At 68.5% G+C, this 15,937-nt stretch carries 18 protein-coding genes; 9 read left to right on the top strand and 9 right to left on the bottom strand.

Annotation, left to right across the window (positions count from 1 at the left end):
* The first annotated feature begins 66 nt into the window (after positions 1 to 66).
* The 4 genes from pstS to pstB all read left to right on the top strand — a co-directional run bounded on the left by pstS (position 67) and on the right by pstB (position 4,195).
* Positions 67 to 1,188 carry a phosphate ABC transporter substrate-binding protein PstS gene (pstS, locus tag ACZ3I3_RS29140; RefSeq protein ID WP_467369958.1) on the top strand — a complete coding sequence of 374 codons (1,122 nt, stop codon included), beginning with the start codon at positions 67 to 69 and terminating at the stop codon, positions 1,186 to 1,188.
* A 103-nt stretch (positions 1,189 to 1,291) separates the two neighbouring features.
* Positions 1,292 to 2,293: a phosphate ABC transporter permease subunit PstC gene (gene pstC, locus ACZ3I3_RS29135; protein ID WP_392363860.1), complete on the top strand. Its 1,002-nt coding sequence runs from the start codon at positions 1,292 to 1,294 to the stop codon at positions 2,291 to 2,293.
* Entirely contained in the window at positions 2,290 to 3,348 is a 1,059-nt protein-coding gene (gene pstA, locus ACZ3I3_RS29130; RefSeq protein ID WP_467369956.1) for a phosphate ABC transporter permease PstA, read from the top strand. Before pstC ends, pstA begins: the two co-directional genes overlap by 4 nt.
* A 70-nt stretch (positions 3,349 to 3,418) precedes the next feature.
* Positions 3,419 to 4,195 (top strand): phosphate ABC transporter ATP-binding protein PstB, encoded by a 777-nt coding sequence (gene pstB, locus ACZ3I3_RS29125; protein WP_467369954.1) that lies wholly within the window; start codon positions 3,419 to 3,421, stop codon positions 4,193 to 4,195.
* A 303-nt stretch (positions 4,196 to 4,498) separates the two neighbouring features.
* Here pstB and ACZ3I3_RS29120 read toward each other — a convergent pair whose 3' ends face one another.
* Together ACZ3I3_RS29120 and ACZ3I3_RS29115 are read right to left on the bottom strand one after the other, a co-directional pair.
* On the bottom strand, positions 4,499 to 5,497 hold the full coding sequence (locus ACZ3I3_RS29120) for an inorganic phosphate transporter (protein WP_467369952.1): 999 nt from the start codon (positions 5,495 to 5,497) through the stop codon (positions 4,499 to 4,501).
* 7 nt (positions 5,498 to 5,504) lie between these two features.
* Complete coding sequence (locus ACZ3I3_RS29115) at positions 5,505 to 6,125, bottom strand: DUF47 domain-containing protein (protein ID WP_059418711.1); 621 nt, start codon at positions 6,123 to 6,125, stop codon at positions 5,505 to 5,507.
* 224 nt (positions 6,126 to 6,349) lie between these two features.
* Here ACZ3I3_RS29115 and ACZ3I3_RS29110 point away from each other — a divergent pair, with 224 nt between their 5' ends.
* Entirely contained in the window at positions 6,350 to 6,718 is a 369-nt protein-coding gene (locus ACZ3I3_RS29110; RefSeq protein ID WP_467369950.1) for a metal-sensitive transcriptional regulator, read from the top strand.
* 17 nt (positions 6,719 to 6,735) lie between these two features.
* On the opposite strand, the gene ACZ3I3_RS29105 is transcribed toward ACZ3I3_RS29110, so the two are convergent.
* Both ACZ3I3_RS29105 and ACZ3I3_RS29100 read right to left on the bottom strand, forming a co-directional pair.
* Positions 6,736 to 6,906 (bottom strand): hypothetical protein, encoded by a 171-nt coding sequence (locus ACZ3I3_RS29105; protein WP_356927861.1) that lies wholly within the window; start codon positions 6,904 to 6,906, stop codon positions 6,736 to 6,738.
* A gap of 91 nt (positions 6,907 to 6,997) precedes the next feature.
* A complete protein-coding gene (locus ACZ3I3_RS29100) occupies positions 6,998 to 7,846 on the bottom strand; it encodes an SCO4651 family lipoprotein (RefSeq protein WP_467369948.1) in 849 nt (282 codons plus the stop codon).
* Positions 7,847 to 7,984: 138 nt separating this feature from the next.
* On the opposite strand from ACZ3I3_RS29100, the gene ACZ3I3_RS29095 reads away from it, so the two are divergent.
* Entirely contained in the window at positions 7,985 to 8,155 is a 171-nt protein-coding gene (locus ACZ3I3_RS29095) for a hypothetical protein (protein ID WP_356927841.1), read from the top strand.
* Positions 8,156 to 8,240: 85 nt separating this feature from the next.
* A complete protein-coding gene (locus ACZ3I3_RS29090; protein WP_467369946.1) occupies positions 8,241 to 9,785 on the top strand; it encodes an FAD-binding oxidoreductase in 1,545 nt (514 codons plus the stop codon).
* Positions 9,786 to 9,914: 129 nt separating this feature from the next.
* Here the strand turns inward: ACZ3I3_RS29090 and ACZ3I3_RS29085 are convergent, their stop codons facing one another.
* The 3 genes from ACZ3I3_RS29085 to ACZ3I3_RS29075 all read right to left on the bottom strand — a co-directional run bounded on the left by ACZ3I3_RS29085 (position 9,915) and on the right by ACZ3I3_RS29075 (position 12,815).
* Positions 9,915 to 10,634: a phosphatase PAP2 family protein gene (locus ACZ3I3_RS29085; RefSeq protein WP_467369944.1), complete on the bottom strand. Its 720-nt coding sequence runs from the start codon at positions 10,632 to 10,634 to the stop codon at positions 9,915 to 9,917.
* A gap of 245 nt (positions 10,635 to 10,879) precedes the next feature.
* Positions 10,880 to 11,887 carry a bifunctional lytic transglycosylase/C40 family peptidase gene (locus tag ACZ3I3_RS29080; RefSeq protein ID WP_467369942.1) on the bottom strand — a complete coding sequence of 336 codons (1,008 nt, stop codon included), beginning with the start codon at positions 11,885 to 11,887 and terminating at the stop codon, positions 10,880 to 10,882.
* A 184-nt stretch (positions 11,888 to 12,071) separates the two neighbouring features.
* On the bottom strand, positions 12,072 to 12,815 hold the full coding sequence (locus tag ACZ3I3_RS29075) for a trypsin-like serine peptidase (RefSeq protein WP_467369941.1): 744 nt from the start codon (positions 12,813 to 12,815) through the stop codon (positions 12,072 to 12,074).
* A 381-nt stretch (positions 12,816 to 13,196) separates the two neighbouring features.
* On the opposite strand from ACZ3I3_RS29075, the gene ACZ3I3_RS29070 reads away from it, so the two are divergent.
* Entirely contained in the window at positions 13,197 to 13,613 is a 417-nt protein-coding gene (locus ACZ3I3_RS29070; RefSeq protein WP_467369939.1) for a hypothetical protein, read from the top strand.
* Positions 13,610 to 14,038 (top strand): DUF7919 family protein, encoded by a 429-nt coding sequence (locus tag ACZ3I3_RS29065; protein WP_467369937.1) that lies wholly within the window; start codon positions 13,610 to 13,612, stop codon positions 14,036 to 14,038. The genes ACZ3I3_RS29070 and ACZ3I3_RS29065 overlap by 4 nt, the downstream gene beginning before the upstream one ends.
* A 113-nt stretch (positions 14,039 to 14,151) precedes the next feature.
* On the opposite strand, the gene ACZ3I3_RS29060 is transcribed toward ACZ3I3_RS29065, so the two are convergent.
* Positions 14,152 to 15,189 (bottom strand): hypothetical protein, encoded by a 1,038-nt coding sequence (locus tag ACZ3I3_RS29060; RefSeq protein ID WP_467369935.1) that lies wholly within the window; start codon positions 15,187 to 15,189, stop codon positions 14,152 to 14,154.
* Positions 15,177 to 15,836, bottom strand: a complete 660-nt coding sequence (locus ACZ3I3_RS29055; protein ID WP_467369933.1) for a hypothetical protein — start codon at positions 15,834 to 15,836, stop codon at positions 15,177 to 15,179. The genes ACZ3I3_RS29060 and ACZ3I3_RS29055 overlap by 13 nt, the downstream gene beginning before the upstream one ends.
* Positions 15,837 to 15,937: the final 101 nt, after the last annotated feature.

Below are 15,937 nucleotides of genomic sequence, written 5' to 3'. Positions count from 1 at the left end.
CTCGTCCAGCGACACCCAGACTTCGCACGCCGCCGATCAGGACGGCGGCTCCTGGAAGGAACTCAAGTGAAGCTTCAGCGCATGAACCGGCGGGCCCTCGCTCTCGGTGCTCTCGCCGTCTCCGGCGCCCTGGCCCTCACGGCGTGCGGCTCGGACGAGACCGGCAACCCGGGCGGAGGCTCCTCCAACGCCGCCGCGCCGAGCGACATCAAGTGTGACGACGCCTCGGGCCAGGTACTGGCCGACGGCTCCTCCGCGCAGAAGAACGCGGTCGACGCGTGGGTCAAGCAGTTCTCGGCCGCCTGCCAGGTGGAGATCAACTACAAGGCCGGCGGCTCCGGCGCCGGTGTCACCGCGTTCACGCAGGGCCAGGTCCCGTGGGCCGGTTCGGACTCGGCGCTCAAGCCCGACGAGGTCGCCGCCTCCAAGAAGATCTGCTCCGGCGGCCAGGGCATCGACCTGCCGATGGTCGGCGGCCCCATCGCCGTCGGCTACAACGTCCCGGGCGTCGACAAGCTCGTCCTGGACTCGGCGACGATCGCCAAGATCTTCGACAGCAAGATCACCAACTGGAACGACCCGGCGATCGCGAAGCTGAACCCCGACGCGAAGCTGCCCAACCTGAAGATCCAGGCGTTCCACCGCTCGGACGAGTCCGGCACCACGGACAACTTCACCAAGTACCTGATCGCCACCGCCAAGAAGGACTTCCCCTACGAGGGCGGCAAGGCCTGGCAGGCCAAGGGCGGCCAGTCCGCTCCGCAGTCCTCCGGTGTCGCCGCGCAGGTCAAGCAGACCGCCGGCGCGATCGGCTACTTCGAGCTGTCGTACGCCAAGGACGGCATCAAGACCGTCGCCATCGACACCGGCGCCGACAAGCCGGTCGAGGCGACCGTCGACAACGCCACGAAGGCGATCGCGGAGGCCAAGGTCGTCGGCACCGGCAAGGACCTCGCGCTGCAGCTGAACTACGGGACCAAGGCCGACGGCGCCTACCCGATGGTCCTGGTGACGTACGAGATCGTCTGCGACAAGGGCAACAAGGCCGAGACCCTGCCCGCGGTCAAGGCGTTCCTGCGCTACGCGGCCTCGGAGGACGGCCAGAAGATCCTCGCCGAGAACGACTACGCGCCCATGCCCGAAGAGATCATCACCAAGGTTCGCACGACCGTCGAGAGCCTGAGCTGACCTGAGTGCGGTCCGGTCCCCCCAGCGGGACCGGACCGCACCGTCCGGTGCACCGCCGCCAAGGGCCGCACAGCACGTGCGGTTCCGCAGACCGGAGAACCCGATGGACACAACACAGATAGCTGACGCCCCTCCTCCCACGCAGCCACCCACGGCCGAGCAGAAGCGCGCGGCCCGTGGCGCCACCCGGCCCGGAGACCGGATCTTCCTCGGTCTGTCCCGTGGCTCGGGCATCCTGCTGCTGGTGATCATGGCCGCGATCGCGGGCTTCCTCACCTACCGCGCCGTCCTCGCCATCAGCAAGGACGACGGCAACTTCCTGACCACCTTCGAGTGGAACACCGGCGTCAACCCGCCGGTCTTCGGCATCGCGGTCCTGGCCTACGGCACGATCGTCTCCTCGATCATCGCCATGGTCATCGCGGTCCCGGTCTCGGTCGCCATCGCGCTGTTCCTCACGCACTACGCCCCGCGCCGGCTGCGCGGCCCCATCGCCTATGTGATCGACCTGCTGGCCGCCGTGCCGTCCATCGTCTACGGCCTGTGGGGCGCCCTGGTCCTCGTGCCGCACATGAACGGCCTCTTCGGCTGGCTGAACGACTACCTCGGCTGGACCGGCATCTTCTCCTGGCAGGGCGGCGCCGCACGCTCCATGCTCACCGTGGGCATCCTGCTCGCGATCATGATCCTGCCGATCATCACCAACGTGAGCCGCGAGGTCTTCCGCCAGGTCCCGCAGATGCACGAGGAGGCCGCCCTGGCGCTCGGCGCCACCCGCTGGGAAGTGATCCGCATGGCGGTCATCCCCTTCGGCCGCTCCGGTGTCATCTCGGCCTCGATGCTCGGCCTCGGCCGCGCCCTCGGCGAGACGATGGCCGTCGCCACCGTGCTCTCGCCCGACTTCCTGATCCACACCAGCCTGCTCGACCCGGGCGGCGGCACCTTCGCCCAGAACATCGCCAGCAAGTTCAGCGAGGCCACCGAGTTCGGCCGTGACGCGCTGATCGCCTCCGGTCTGGTCCTGTTCGTCATCACCCTGCTGGTCAACGGCGCGGCCCGCGCGATCATCGCCCGCCGCAAGGAGTACTCGGGGGCCAACGCATGAGCACCACACCCTCCCTCGCCGACAAGCGCCCCAGCACCCTGCGCGGCGGCCACCTGCCCAAGTGGGCCCCGTGGGCCATCGCCGCCGGATCCGTCGCCCTCGGACTCGGCGTCAGCGCCGCCGCCGGCCTGCACAGCAGCGTCCAGTGGGCGCTGATCGCCGCGATCGTGTACGTCCTCGGTACGTACGTCATCGCGGCCCGGGTCGAGAACCGCCGCCAGGCCAAGGACCGCGTGGTCACCTCGCTGGTGTGGGTCGCGTTCCTGCTCGCCGTGGTGCCGCTGGCCTCACTGGTGTGGTCGACCGTCAAGCGTGGCCTGAAGGTCTTCGACCTCTACTTCCTGACCCACTCGATGGGCGTGGTCACCGACGCGGAGACGGGCGGCGGCATCTACCACGCCATTCTCGGCACGCTGGAGCAGGTCGGCCTCGCCACGCTGATCGCCGCGCCGATCGGCGTGCTCACCGCGATCTACCTCGTGGAGTACGGGCGCGGCAACCTCGCCCGGGCCGTCACCTTCTTCGTCGACGTCATGACCGGCATCCCGTCGATCGTCGCCGGCCTGTTCATCCTCAGCCTCATGCTGATCTTCGAGATGCAGCCCTTCGGCTTCGCCGGCTCACTCGCCCTGGCGATCCTGATGATGCCGGTCGTCGTCCGCTCCACGGAGGAGATGCTCAAGCTCGTCCCGAACGAGCTGCGCGAAGCCTCCCTCGCGCTCGGCGTGCCCAAGTGGCGCACCATCCTGAAGGTGGTCCTGCCGACCTCGCTCGGCGGCATCACCACCGGCATCATGCTGTCCATCGCCCGCATCGCCGGTGAGACCGCGCCCGTGCTGCTGCTGGTGTTCGGCAGCAAGTTCATCAACGCCAACCCCTTCGAGGGCGCGCAGGCGTCGCTCCCGCTGTACATCTACCAGCAGTACGGATCGGGCGAGGTCACGGCGTACGACCGCGCCTGGGCGGCGTCGCTCACCCTGATCGCGTTCGTGATGATCCTGAACCTGATGGCCCGCGGCATCGCCCGCTGGAAGGCCCCGAAGACCGGTCGCTAAAGCGTCAATTTGCGGCTACCGCCGCGCGGGGCCACAGCGACCCCCAGACTTTCGGAAGTGAAGTAGAGACATGGCCAAGCGAATCGACGTAAGCGGACTGACCGCCTACTACGGCGCCCACAAGGCGATCGAGGACATCTCGATGACCGTCGAGCCGCGCTCGGTGACGGCGTTCATCGGCCCGTCCGGATGCGGCAAGTCGACGTTCCTGCGCACGCTGAACCGTATGCACGAGGTGACGTCCGGCGGCCGGGTCGAGGGCAAGGTGCTCCTCGACGACGAGGACCTCTACGGGTCGGGCATCGACCCGGTGTCGGTGCGCCGCGAGGTCGGCATGGTGTTCCAGCGCCCGAACCCGTTCCCCACGATGTCGATCTTCGACAATGTGGCGGCGGGGCTGCGGCTGAACGGCAACTACAAGAAGAACGAGCTGAGCGACGTCGTCGAGAAGTCGCTCAAGGGCGCCAACCTCTGGAACGAGGTCAAGGACCGCCTGAACAAGCCCGGCTCGGGCCTCTCCGGCGGCCAGCAGCAGCGTCTGTGCATCGCGCGGGCGATCGCGGTGGAGCCGAACGTCCTGCTCATGGACGAGCCCTGCTCGGCCCTGGACCCGATCTCCACCCTCGCCATCGAGGACCTGATCGGCGAACTGAAGGAACGCTTCACGATCGTCATCGTGACGCACAACATGCAGCAGGCGGCGCGCGTCTCCGACCGCACGGCGTTCTTCAACCTGTCGGCGGTCGGCCAGCCCGGCAAGCTCATCGAGATCGACGACACGGAGCGCATCTTCTCCAACCCGTCGATCCAGGCCACGGAGGACTACATCTCCGGCCGCTTCGGCTGAGCCGACCCTCGCCGAGACCCCTCGCGGTGCTGCATGGCGGTGCCACCGCGAGGCCGAAAAGGGCCCGCCCCTCTCCCAGGGGCGGGCCCGTTCGCGTACTCACCCAGCTGCGGGCGCCGGCCCCGCTTAGCTGCGGGCGCCGGTCCCGCTTAGCTGCGGGCGCCGGTCCCGCTTAGCTGCGGGCGCCGGTCCCGCTTAGCTGCGGGCAGTCGTGCCGCTTGGGGCGGCACGGGTGGGCGCAGCGGCACCTCGCCGCGCCGAGCTGCGCAACGCCCCGGCCTGAGCAACAACGCCCAGCACCACCTACAGAAACGCCAGATTCACGACCCAGAACGAAACCGCAGCCACCAACGCCGCAGCCGGCATCGTGATGAACCACCCCAGGATGATGTTCTTGGCAACCCCCCAGCGCACGGCATTCACGCGCTTGGTCGCCCCGACCCCCATGATCGCCGACGTGATGACATGCGTCGTCGAAATCGGCGCCTTGAACAGGAACGCCGTGGTGAACATGATCGACGCCCCCGTCGTCTCCGCCGCGAACCCCTGCGGCGGATCCAGCTCGATGATCTTCCGCCCCAGCGTCCGCATGATCCGCCACCCACCGGCATACGTACCCAGTGACAGCATCACCGCACAGGCGATCTTCACCCACACCGGAATCGGATCGCCGTAGTCCTCGACATCGGCGATGACGAGCGCCATCACCACGATGCCCATCGTCTTCTGCGCGTCCTGAAGACCGTGCCCCAGCGCCATCCCGGCCGCCGAGACGGTCTGCGCGATGCGGAACCCGCGCTTTGCCTTGTGCGGGTTCGCCTTCCGGAATATCCACATGATCGCGGTCATCACGAGATAGCCGGCCAGCAGACCGACCACCGGGGAGATGAACATGGGGATGACGACCTTCTCCAGCACCCCGTGCCAATAGACCGTCGTCCCACCGGCGAGCGCCGCCCCCACCATGCCGCCGAACAGCGCGTGCGAGGAGGAAGAGGGGAGTCCGAAGTACCAGGTGATGAGGTTCCAGACGATCGCCCCCACCAGCGCGGCGAAGAGGATGCCCATCCCCTTCGACCCGGTCGGTGTCTGGATCAGCCCCTCGCTGACGGTCTTGGCGACCCCGGAGCCCATGAACGCACCGGCGAGGTTCATCACCGCGGCCATGGCCAGCGCGGCCTTCGGCGTCAGCGCCCGCGTCGACACGGACGTGGCGATCGCGTTCGCCGAGTCGTGGAAACCGTTGGTGTACGTGAAGAAGAGCGCGACCGCGATGGTCACGACCAGAGCAAAGGTGTCCATGAAGAGGTCAGGACTCCTTGACGGCGATGGTCTCCACCGTGTTCGCCACGTGCTCGAACGCGTCCGCCGCTTCCTCCAGCACGTCCACGATCTGCTTCAGCTTGAGGACCTCCATGGCGTCGTACTTGCCGTTGAAGAGGTGCGCGAGCAGCTTGCGGTGGATCTGGTCGGCCTGGTTCTCCAGCCGGTTGACCTCGATCCAGTACTCGGTGAGGTTCTCCATCGTCCGCAGGTGCGGCATCGCCTCGGCCGTCAGTTCGGCCGCGCGCGCCAGTACCTCGATCTGCTGGTCGACGCCCTTGGGCAGTTCCTCGACGTTGTAGAGGACGACCAGGTCGACGGCCTCCTCCATGAAGTCCATGATGTCGTCGAGGGACGAGGCGAGGGAGTAGATGTCCTCGCGGTCGAACGGCGTGATGAACGAGGAGTTCAGCTGGTGAAAGATCGCGTGCGTGGCGTCGTCACCTGCGTGTTCCGCTGCCCGCATACGCTCTGCGATCTCGGCCCGGGCGGAAGCGTCCGCCCCGAGCAGTTCCATCAGGAGTTTCGAGCCCGTGACGATGTTGTCCGCGGATGCGGCGAACATGTCGTAGAAGCTCGTCTCCCTGGGGGTCAGACGAAAGCGCACGTGGGGTCCTCGGCTTGCTTCGGTTTCGGTCAGGCTGATGCTAGGCGCATCATTCGGCCACGGCTATCGGGCCGCCCACCAGTGTCGCCCATCAGGCACAGTGATGAGCACGGGGGCGGTCCAAGGGCCGTATACCCCGCAAAGTTCGGTACCATATACCCACTAGGGGTATATCTCGGCGCACAGCCCACATATGTCGGCGCACAGGCCACCAGGAGGACGCGATGACGGACGTGACCGACGTTACGAATGCCGGGGATGTCGCGGATGTCACCGCCGGAGCGGATGCCGTGACCGACCACGACCGGGGCGTGCACGGCTACCACAAGCAGAAGGACGAGCACCTCAAGCGTCTGCGGCGCATCGAGGGGCAGATCCGCGGCCTGCAGCGGATGGTCGACGAGGACGTCTACTGCATCGACATACTCACCCAGGTCTCCGCCTCCACCAAGGCCCTGCAGTCCTTCGCCCTGCAACTGCTGGAGGAGCACCTGCGCCACTGCGTCGCCGACGCCGCGAGCAAGGGCGGCGACGAGATCGACGCGAAGGTGAAGGAGGCGACCCAGGCGATCGCCCGCATGCTGCGGACCTGAGCCGGGCTCCTCCCTGTTCAGCGCCTGGAGGCGTCGCGCTCCTCGGCCACTTTCAGCACCTCGTCGATGCTCTCCAGGCTGAGCCGCTCCTCGTCGGCGGCCGAGGCCGCGATGATCAGCTCTCCGCACAGCTCGATCTCGGCGAGGGCCACGTGGTCCTGAACTGCCGTACCGCCGACCGGAGCCACGTGCATCACCTCGTCTCTGCCGTTACCGACTTCCTAGAGTAGGGAGCGGCCTACACACCGCGCATGGCACGGACGGGCTAGTTCGCGCCGGTCACTCCTCGGCGATCTTGCCCGCGTAGATGTCGTCGGTGTCCGGCAGCCGTACGCGCACCGAGGCCCCGAAATCGTAGAGCAACGTGGTCGAGGCGACGGCCACGGGGCTCTTCTGCCCGCCCACGAAACTGAACCGGTGCCGCACCTTGCGGATCCGTCCCTCGTCGTCGAGGTAGACGTCGAACGGCACTTCGGCCGTGGCGAACCCTTTCGCCGCCGCGCTCAGGGACGCCTTGTTGCCGTCGGAGGCCTTCTTCGCGGCGGCGCCGAGATCCGCCGTGCCCCGGTAGTGCCGCACCCCGGTGCCCGCGACCTCGGTCCGGCCCACGAACGTCGCCGCCCGCGTCCCGCGCAGCACCTCGGCCGCCGTGAACGGATCGGTGGCCCCGCCCGTGACGAGGTTCCCGTCGGACAGGGTCCGCGTCTCCACCCGCACCCACTTGTCCGGGGGCACACCGGCGCCCCGGTTCTTCATGAAGAGCGCCCCCGGCGCGAGCAGTTCGGTGATGGGCCGGCGTTCGGCGGCCCCCGCGGGATCCTGCGGCAGAAGCACCTTCAGCCGCCCCATCCGCTGCCGGTAGTCGTAGACGCCCGCGCCCCGGATGGTCACCCGGGTCCCGCCGGCGGCCATCTCCATCGACGTACGGGCCTTCGAACTCCCCGCCTCCACCAGCCGGTCCGCGGCCCGGTGCAGCACCACGACCGCGTCCCCGCCAGGGGCGTCACCGGCCACCGCGTCACCGCCCGCGCACCCTCCGGCTCCCAGCCCCACCCCGGCCATGACCCCGGCCGCGACGACCGCCGCACCCGTCCGCCCGCGCCGCCGTTCCCGCTGCCGCCCAGTCATCGCCTGCCTACCCCCAGCCGGTACGTCCGTCACGGGCCCCCTTGTTGTTCCGGTTAACGACCGGTATGTGCCCCCGTCACGCGAGCCCGCGGCAGCCGGCATACGAAGCCTTTACCCGCGCTGGGTAACGTGGTCGCCGTGGCGCAGCAGGACGGGCTGGAAGCTCCCCCCAACCTCCCGGAACACCGCACGACGACACAGGACAAGGGCCGCTTCTGCATGGCCCGCTGCACCTGCGGCTGGTACGGCCCGGCCAGACGAGCGAGAAGCCAGGCGCGCACGGACGCGGAGAACCACCGGGCCGGCTGACGCGGTCGTCACCGGGCGACGGGCTCCGTATGGAACCCTCGCCCTCACCACCCCGTCTCCCACGACGGAACCACCGGGAGGCCCCATGGAACGGCGTACATTCCTCGCAGTCGGCACGGCGGGCATCGCCGCGGCCGCCACCCCCCTCACCGCCGCCTGCACACCATCGGACACGCGCGCCAGGACCACGGCCACCGCCAGAACCGCCGCCACGAAGAGCACCGCCGCCGACTGGTCCGCCCTCGCGCGCGACCTCGACGGGCCCCTCATCCGCCCCGGCGACACCGACTGGAAGACGGCCCGGCAGCTCTACAACACCCGTTTCGACACGCTCAAGCCCGCCGCGGTCGCGTACGTGTCCCACCCGGACGACATCCGCACCGCGCTGGCCTACGCCCGCGGCCACGCCCTGCGCGTGGCGATCCGCAACGGCGGCCACTCCTACGTCGGCTGGTCCTCCGGCGACGGCCGTCTGATCATCGACGTCTCGAAGCTCAACCGCGTCCGGGCCTCCGGCAACACGGCGGTGGTCGGCGCCGGCGCCAAACTCATCGACGTCTACCGCGCGCTGGCCGCGAAGGGCGTCACGATCCCCGCCGGCTCCTGCCCCACCGTCGGCGTCTCCGGCCTCACCCTCGGCGGCGGACACGGCGTGGTCTCCCGCGCCTACGGCCTGACCTGCGACAGCCTCACCCGGGCCACCCTGATCACCGCGGACGGCAAGCAGCTCACCGCCGACGCACGCGAGCACAAGGACCTCTTCTGGGCCCTGCGCGGCGCCGGCAACGGCAACTTCGGCGTGGTGACGGAACTGCACTTCAAGACCCACCCGGCCCCGCAGGGCGTGTCGGCGTACCTGTCCTGGCCGGGGTCGAAGGCGGCCGCGGTGGTGAAGGCCTGGCAGGAGTGGGGCCCCTCACAGCCCGACGAGATCTGGTCCTCCCTCCACCTGGCGAACGCCGCCGGCGGCAACCCGACCGTCTCCGTCGCGGCCTTCTCCCTCGGCACGTACGGCGAGCTGAAGAACGCGGTCGACCGCCTCGCCGACCGCGTCGGCGCCCCGGCGAGCAGCGTCTCCCTGCGGCGCCGCTCGTACGAGGAGTCGATGGAGGTGTACGCCGGCTGCTCCTCGTTCCCGACGGACGCCCAGTGCCATCTGCCCGGCTCGACCCCGGGCCGTTCCCCGAAGGGCGCGCTGGGCCGCGAGACGTACGCCGCGGCGTCGGACTTCTTCGACCGCTCCCTGTCCGCGGCCGGCATCCGCACCCTGCTGTCCCAGATCAGGTCGGTACGCGGCGGCACGGGCAGCATCGCCCTCACGGCCCTCGGCGGAGCGGTGAACCGGGTCTCCCCGACCTCCACGGCCTTCGTCCACCGCCGCTCCCGCATGCTGGCCCAGTACATCGCCGCCTGGCGCCCGGGCACGACGGGCACCACGGCCCGCGACTGGCTGGCCTCCGCCCACAAGTCCATGCGCCCGTACGCCTCAGGAGCGGCCTACCAGAACTACACGGACCCGACCCTGACCAACTGGCGCAAGGCGTACTACGGCGACGCGGCCCCCCGCCTGACCAAACTGAAGAACGAATACGACCCGAACCGCTTCTTCACGTATCCCCAGGCGCTGTAAGCCGAACTGCGGACGCCCGCGCCGCTGAACTGCGGGCAGTCGTGCCGCTAGGGGCGGCACGGGTGGGCGCAGCGGCACCCCGCTACGCCGGGCTGCGCAACGCCCCGCCCCCAGCCCCAACGCCGAGAACTACGCAGCAAGGTCCCGCTCGGACGCCCCGGCCCCGGCCCGCTCACTCCGCGCCCCGGGAACCACCGCATCAGCCCCGTCCCCAACACCCCCGCGCCCACGAGCCCGCACCAGCCACCCCACCCGAGGCGACCGCTCAACCGCCCGCACAACCGGCGTCAACAGCGCCATCGCCACCGGCGACAACAGCAACGCCACAGCCGTCCCCAGCGCGAACCCACCCACGACATCCGTCGGGTAGTGCACACCCATGTAGACGCGAATGAACCCGCCGAACACCGCCAGCACCAACGCGACCAGCCCGAACTTCCGGTTCGCCACGAACAGTCCGACCGCCATCGCCATCACGATCGTCGCGTGGTCACTCACGAACGAGTAGTCGTTCTTGCCGCTGACGAGCACCTCGAGCCCTTGATGGTCGAGGAACGGCCGGGGCCGCTCCACGAACCCCCGTATCGGCACGTTGACCAGCACGGCGACACCCGCCGCGAGCGGCGCCCAGACCAGCGCCGCGACGGAGGACGCCGCGTCCTCTTCGCCCCGGCGCCGCACGGACCACCAGCACCAGACCACGAGCAGGACGATGGCGAGCAGCAACCCGTACTCGCCGACGAACTCCATGACCCGGTCGAACCACGGCGGCGCGTCCTTGGCCAGGCCATTGATGTCATAGAGCAGGTCGACGTCGGGGTTCGACCCGGATGCGGCGAGTCCAGCCATGATGCTGCGGCCCCTTCGTCGTCTCTCCCGGCGCACCTGAGTGTGCGCCGTTCCTGCCACCCCCGTGGTTGTAGATCCGCTTCCGCTGCACGCGTCCCTGACACGTGCCGACTCACGTCCGCTCGGCTACGTCACCAGGAACGCATGGTCCCCGTCGATACGTTCCACACTCCACCGAATGATCACGCAGACGTTATCGAAGAGAGACACGTCTTCGCAGCTCAGGGGGTGGGTTCACGCTCGGCTCACACCGTCGTGGGCAGTGCTTTCGCGCCATCTTCGGTGACCCGGGTCGCCCCGAAGTAGTCGGGAGTGTCGATCGGGTCGAACCGGATCACCGCACCCGTTCGCGGCGCGTCGATCATGTACCCACCTCCGACATAAATGCCGACATGCCGGATGGCACGCGAATTGGTGAGGTCGTCCGAGAAGAACACGAGGTCGCCGGGGAGCAGTTCGTCCCGTGCGGGGTGCGGCCCGGCGTTGTACTGGTCGTTGGCGACGCGCGGCAGCTTGATGCCGACGGTCTCGTAGGCGGCCTGGGTCAGTCCCGAACAGTCGAAGCGTCCGCCCTGCTCAGCGGTGCCGGTGCCGCCCCACAGGTAGGGCGTGCCCAGCTTCTTCTGCGCGTACTCGATCGCGCCGGCGGCCTGCTCGGAGGGGTCGACCCGCCCGACGGGCGCCGCGAAGCTCTCCGAGAGCGTCGTGATCCTCTTCACGTAGTTCCGGGTCTCGGTGTACGGCGGCACGCCCCCGTACTTGATCACCGCGTATGCCCCCGCGTTGTACGCGGCCAGCATGTTTTCAGTCAGGTTCCCGCCCACCTTCTTCACGTACGACGCGAGTTCGCAGTCGTACGAGGCGGCGGAGGGAATCGCGTCCTTCGGGTCCCACACGTCCCGGTCGCCGTCCCCGTCGCCGTCGATGCCGTGGGAGGCCCAGGTGCCGGGGATGAACTGCGCTATGCCCTGGGCGGCCGCGTGGCTCTGCGCCCTCGGGTTGAACCCGCTCTCCTGGTAGAGCTGGGCGGCGAGCAGGGCCGGGCTGATGGCGGGGCAGAGGTTGCCCCACTTCTTCACGAGGTCCGCGTACGCGGCGGGCACCGCCCCCTTGGCCAGCGCCTTCGCCCCACCGCCGGCCCCGTTGACCAGGTTCCCGGCGACGATGTAGACCCCGACGACGAGCAGCATCACGAAGGCCAGGGCGGAGCTGATCGCAACACTCGCCACGATCCATGCCTTACGCACCGTCAACCGCCCCTCGCCGGCCAGGAGTCCGTCGCCTGGTCAGTGTAGAGGCGGCCGCCGTACGCCGGAATGATCACGGGGAGGAGAGTCGGGGCGGAAGGAGGACAACCGACAGCACGGGTCCGCACGCCGGGGGCACCCGGCGCACGGCCCCGTCACAGGTCACGCGTCACGGGTCACACGTCACGGGTCACGCGTCACCGCCCGCCGCCTCCCGGTACAGCCGCTCCGCCTCCGCACGGAGCACCACGCTGTAGGAGACGTCGGGGGTCGTCCCGCCGTCGTCATGGCCGCCGAGGACCCCCACGACCTGCCCGTCCCCGTTCACCCAAGGACTCCCACTGGTGCCGCCGGCGAACCCCGGGCAGACGATGCGCTGCTGGGTGGAACTGTGCGCGGTCGGCTTGTTGGTACAGCTGACGGGCGTCTCGCGGGAGTCGGGGTATCCGGTGAGGGTCACGGCGGTCGCCCCGGTGGCCGTACCGGCGGCGAACCGGTACCCGCCGACGACATCCTCGACCCCCTCCCCGCCCCGCGGCGCGACCACGGCGAACGCCACGTCACTGTCCTCCCGCCGCCCCTCGACCCACCCACGGGGCATGAACCGCCGCGTCACCTTCCACACCCCGTACGGCGCACGGCCGTCGCGGTACCCGGGCACGAACACGAGCGCCCCGCGCCCGTCCAGGCAGTGCGCCGCGGTGACGAGGAGATCGCGGTACGGCGCCCGCACCACGGACGCGGTGCAGAAGTGCGCACCGCCCGGCCGGGCAGCCCGCCCGGCGGGTACGAACACCCCGACCCGCCCACTCCCCGCACCCCGCGCCCCCGCGGCGACGGTCACCCCGAAGGGCCCGGCCCCGTCATCGGCCACCGCACCGGACGCGGAGACGAGAGCGACCAGGACCACGACAAGGGAGAGGACGCGCTTCATCGGCGCCACTGTGTCCGACGAAGGTGAGAAAAACGTCAGACGTCTTCCCCATACCGCCGGGTCACACCAGTGAGCGCCGTACACCCCGGGCAGGGCGTCGGCCGACGCGGTCTCGCGGGCCGTGAGCGATAGTTCGACGATGATGTGCGTGCCCTAGCCCGGCACCGCGTCGACGACCGACGCGGCCCCGGTCCACGAGCCGGTGCAGGGTGAGCGCGTCCGCCGCGAGCCCTCCGGGCCCGTCCTCTCCGCTGTATCTGGTGAGTGGGACGAGACGTTCTTCGAGGCGGGCGAAGGCCTTTCCGCTCGTTCTCCTCCGCGATCTCACGCAGATTCCCCGAACGGGGACGCAGTCGGGGCCGGGCGCCTGGTGACACGGACATGGCTCGTTGCGCGAGCGGATTCACAAAGTCCTACGAGATGTGCGGGGACGCGCTGGCGGACTTCTGGCCGAAGCTGGAGCGCGCCCAGTCACTCGCCGATCTGGCTCTGGTCAAGGGCCGTGAGGCCCGGGACAACCTCTCCTCCGCCCAGTCCCGCCTCGCCTCGGCGGACTCGTGGGTGACGCGGGCAGGCAAGGAGGCGGACAAGTACAAGGACGACCCGACCGGCGGGAAGTCCGACGCGGACAAGCCGGACGAGGCCAAAGTCCGCGCCGCCACCCGTAATGTGCAGCACGCCAAGTCGGCCCAGTCCAAGGCCCAGTCGGATGTCTCCGGTGCCCAGGACGCCCTGGCTGCCGCCAAGAAGATGGCCGAGGACGCGTGCTACGACTTTTTAGGAGCAAGACTCAGGTGACGCACTACAAAGATCTTTGCCCATACAATCATTTTCCGGACTCGATTCCCGACGGTGTGCAGGCCCTCAACGTGGGCTGGCTGGACGAAAGCGGGGACTATGCCCAAGCAATCCCTTCCAATGAATTCTTGGACTGCCTCCAGGAATTGGTTCGTGACGCCAGGCAGATGAAGACGAGGGGCTGGCACAGGTGCCAGCTTCAGCACGACACCGAGGTGGAGTACCCGCTCGCCATTGACGTCTCGGGAACAAGGGTGACACTGGGCGGGGCCGAGATCCGTGTCATCGCCGACTCCGGCGAATGGCTCATTGCTCCGGACCTCATCTATCACTTTGTGGCGGATCACCACTATCTACCACCAGAGACATTTGTTGGCGCTGTCATGGCTCGGCGGACTGCTCCTGCAACAAACCACCGCGAGTGAACAGAGCCGATACTGCGGACTCAACGCCTTGCGGGGATGAGCATGCCGATTGATTCCGCAGCACCTCGCGTCACCGAAGGCGGCACCACTGTGCATCTGCCCCGTGTCCCTGGTCAGCGATTGACCGCTTGGATCTCCTGGACGACGACGTCCTGACCAGCGCCGAACGTACCGTTCGGAAGGTCGCCGTCCTGGCCCGTCGTACTCGTCCAGCTGATCTTCCAGGCGATGGTCGCCTGAAGCTTGTACGAACCGTCCCCCGAGGAGCGCAGGTACCTCACACCGCACGGAGGAGTCTCGTCGGCCTTGCCCTTGGCATAGGGTTCGCCGATCTGTCCGTCACGGATGCCGCACTCGCCGGAGGCCGGGTAGGTGACCGCGTCCTCCGCGCCCGGGGCGATCTTCAGCGAAATCGGCTCCGCAGTGGTCGTCGAGCTGAGCCCGAGCAGCGGAACGGAAGCCGTGACCGACACCGGCTTGAAATCCGCCGCGTTCAACCACACCCAGGTCGGCAGATTCACCTTCGTGGTGCCCTCCGGGGCGAGGTCGACCTTGGTCGACGGCACGCGGATCTCGTTGTAGGCAAGATGGGCGAGCATCTCGGAGGAGATGGCCTGAGGAGCATCGGCCGGCGGCGCGTCACCCTTGTCGACCCAGAAGGGCATCTTGTCGCAGTCCTGGGCGGCGGGGTCCGCCTCCCGGCCCTCAGTGGTGTACGCGTCCCACCAGTAGCCCTCGTCCCCCTTGTCCTTGTTGAAGTCCTTGTAGGGCTCACCGTTGACGAAGTAGTTCCGGGTTTTCAGAGACCACTCGGGACTGGGCGCGCTACTGGACCACACCTGCCGCATCTGCGCCTCAAGCTCCTTGGCCGTGTACTTCGGCGCGTAGTAGCAGGCGGGAGGTGTCCAAGACGTCGTTGACGTGACTGCGCCGGCCGAGTTGCCGCTGCCGTTCTTCGAGCGGTCGAAGACAACCACGCCCGCACCGGCCGAGATGGTGTCGCCGTCAACCTTGGCCGATGTGTCGGAGTCGACTTCGGTTACGGAAGGAGCGGGCCCTGGCGTTGCCGATGCGGCATTCGGAAAGCCCGCCACGACCAGGGCCAGAAGGGCAATGCCACCGGTCCGCGGTAATGTGATCAGCCGCCGCACCGCTCGTGCCCCCTCTTGGTGGTCAGGCCGGTGGTTACCCACACGCCCTCACCGTTCTCTTCCAAGCGAGTGTTGTAGAGCACGTAGGGGCTGTCGCTGGCAGGCGTCTTGTCCACCTTCCCGGTCTCGCGGTCCTTGTTGTACGCCTTGCTGTCGTCCGCGCAGTAGATGACAACAGCCGTCTTCTTGTCGCGAAGCGTCACCTGCGGATCGAAATAGCGGATGGTTCCGGTCCACGTGATGTTGGCGTCAAGCCAAGCCTGCACCCACTTGACTTCGCTGATCAGCGCATCGTCTTGGTAGTAGAAGGCGAGCGCCTTCGACTTTGTATCGCCACGCGCGATCGCGTCGTCAACAGAGCCGAGTGCTCGCTCCGCGTCAGCCAGAGCCGCGTCCTTGGTGACGTCCCCCGTCTTCCACCCTTCGAAGACAGTGTTCATGTCGTTGGGCAACGTGACGCCCGGCCGGTCGACGGCGTCCGATGCGACGGCACTCGGCGAAGCGGAGGTTGAGGAGTCGCCTGCATCCGCCCCGGCAATCTTGTCGTTGCTCTTGGAACTGTCACCGCCACTCCCGCAGGCGGAAAGAGTCAAGGCCGCGACAGCAGTCAGCACGACGGCTGCGGGCAGAGTGGGACGGCGCTTCACGGATGGCTCCCGGTGGGGCGAGGATCGCACGAATGCGCCAACGCTATCGACGGCTCAGGAGTCACACCAGTTGCGTTTTCGTCATGCACACCCCTTCCAAC

The organism is Streptomyces sp. NPDC016851, assembly GCF_055562795.1.
Note: the sequence above shows the minus strand (reverse complement) of the source record. Positions and strands in the feature narration are given on the sequence as shown.

Bases quoted from the DNA above. Each gene is read 5' to 3' on its own strand.
- ACZ3I3_RS29075 (WP_467369941.1), bottom strand. From the start codon at position 12,815: ATGAAGCGCGTCCTCTCCCTTGTCGTGGTCCTGGTCGCTCTCGTCTCC.
- pstB (WP_467369954.1), top strand. From the start codon at position 3,419: ATGGCCAAGCGAATCGACGTAAGCGGACTGACCGCCTACTACGGCGCC.
- ACZ3I3_RS29070 (WP_467369939.1), top strand. From the start codon at position 13,197: ATGGCTCGTTGCGCGAGCGGATTCACAAAGTCCTACGAGATGTGCGGG.
- ACZ3I3_RS29090 (WP_467369946.1), top strand. From the start codon at position 8,241: ATGGAACGGCGTACATTCCTCGCAGTCGGCACGGCGGGCATCGCCGCG.
- ACZ3I3_RS29110 (WP_467369950.1), top strand. From the start codon at position 6,350: ATGACGGACGTGACCGACGTTACGAATGCCGGGGATGTCGCGGATGTC.
- ACZ3I3_RS29085 (WP_467369944.1), bottom strand. From the start codon at position 10,634: ATGGCTGGACTCGCCGCATCCGGGTCGAACCCCGACGTCGACCTGCTC.
- pstC (WP_392363860.1), top strand. From the start codon at position 1,292: ATGGACACAACACAGATAGCTGACGCCCCTCCTCCCACGCAGCCACCC.
- pstA (WP_467369956.1), top strand. From the start codon at position 2,290: ATGAGCACCACACCCTCCCTCGCCGACAAGCGCCCCAGCACCCTGCGC.
- ACZ3I3_RS29100 (WP_467369948.1), bottom strand. From the start codon at position 7,846: ATGACTGGGCGGCAGCGGGAACGGCGGCGCGGGCGGACGGGTGCGGCG.
- ACZ3I3_RS29120 (WP_467369952.1), bottom strand. From the start codon at position 5,497: ATGGACACCTTTGCTCTGGTCGTGACCATCGCGGTCGCGCTCTTCTTC.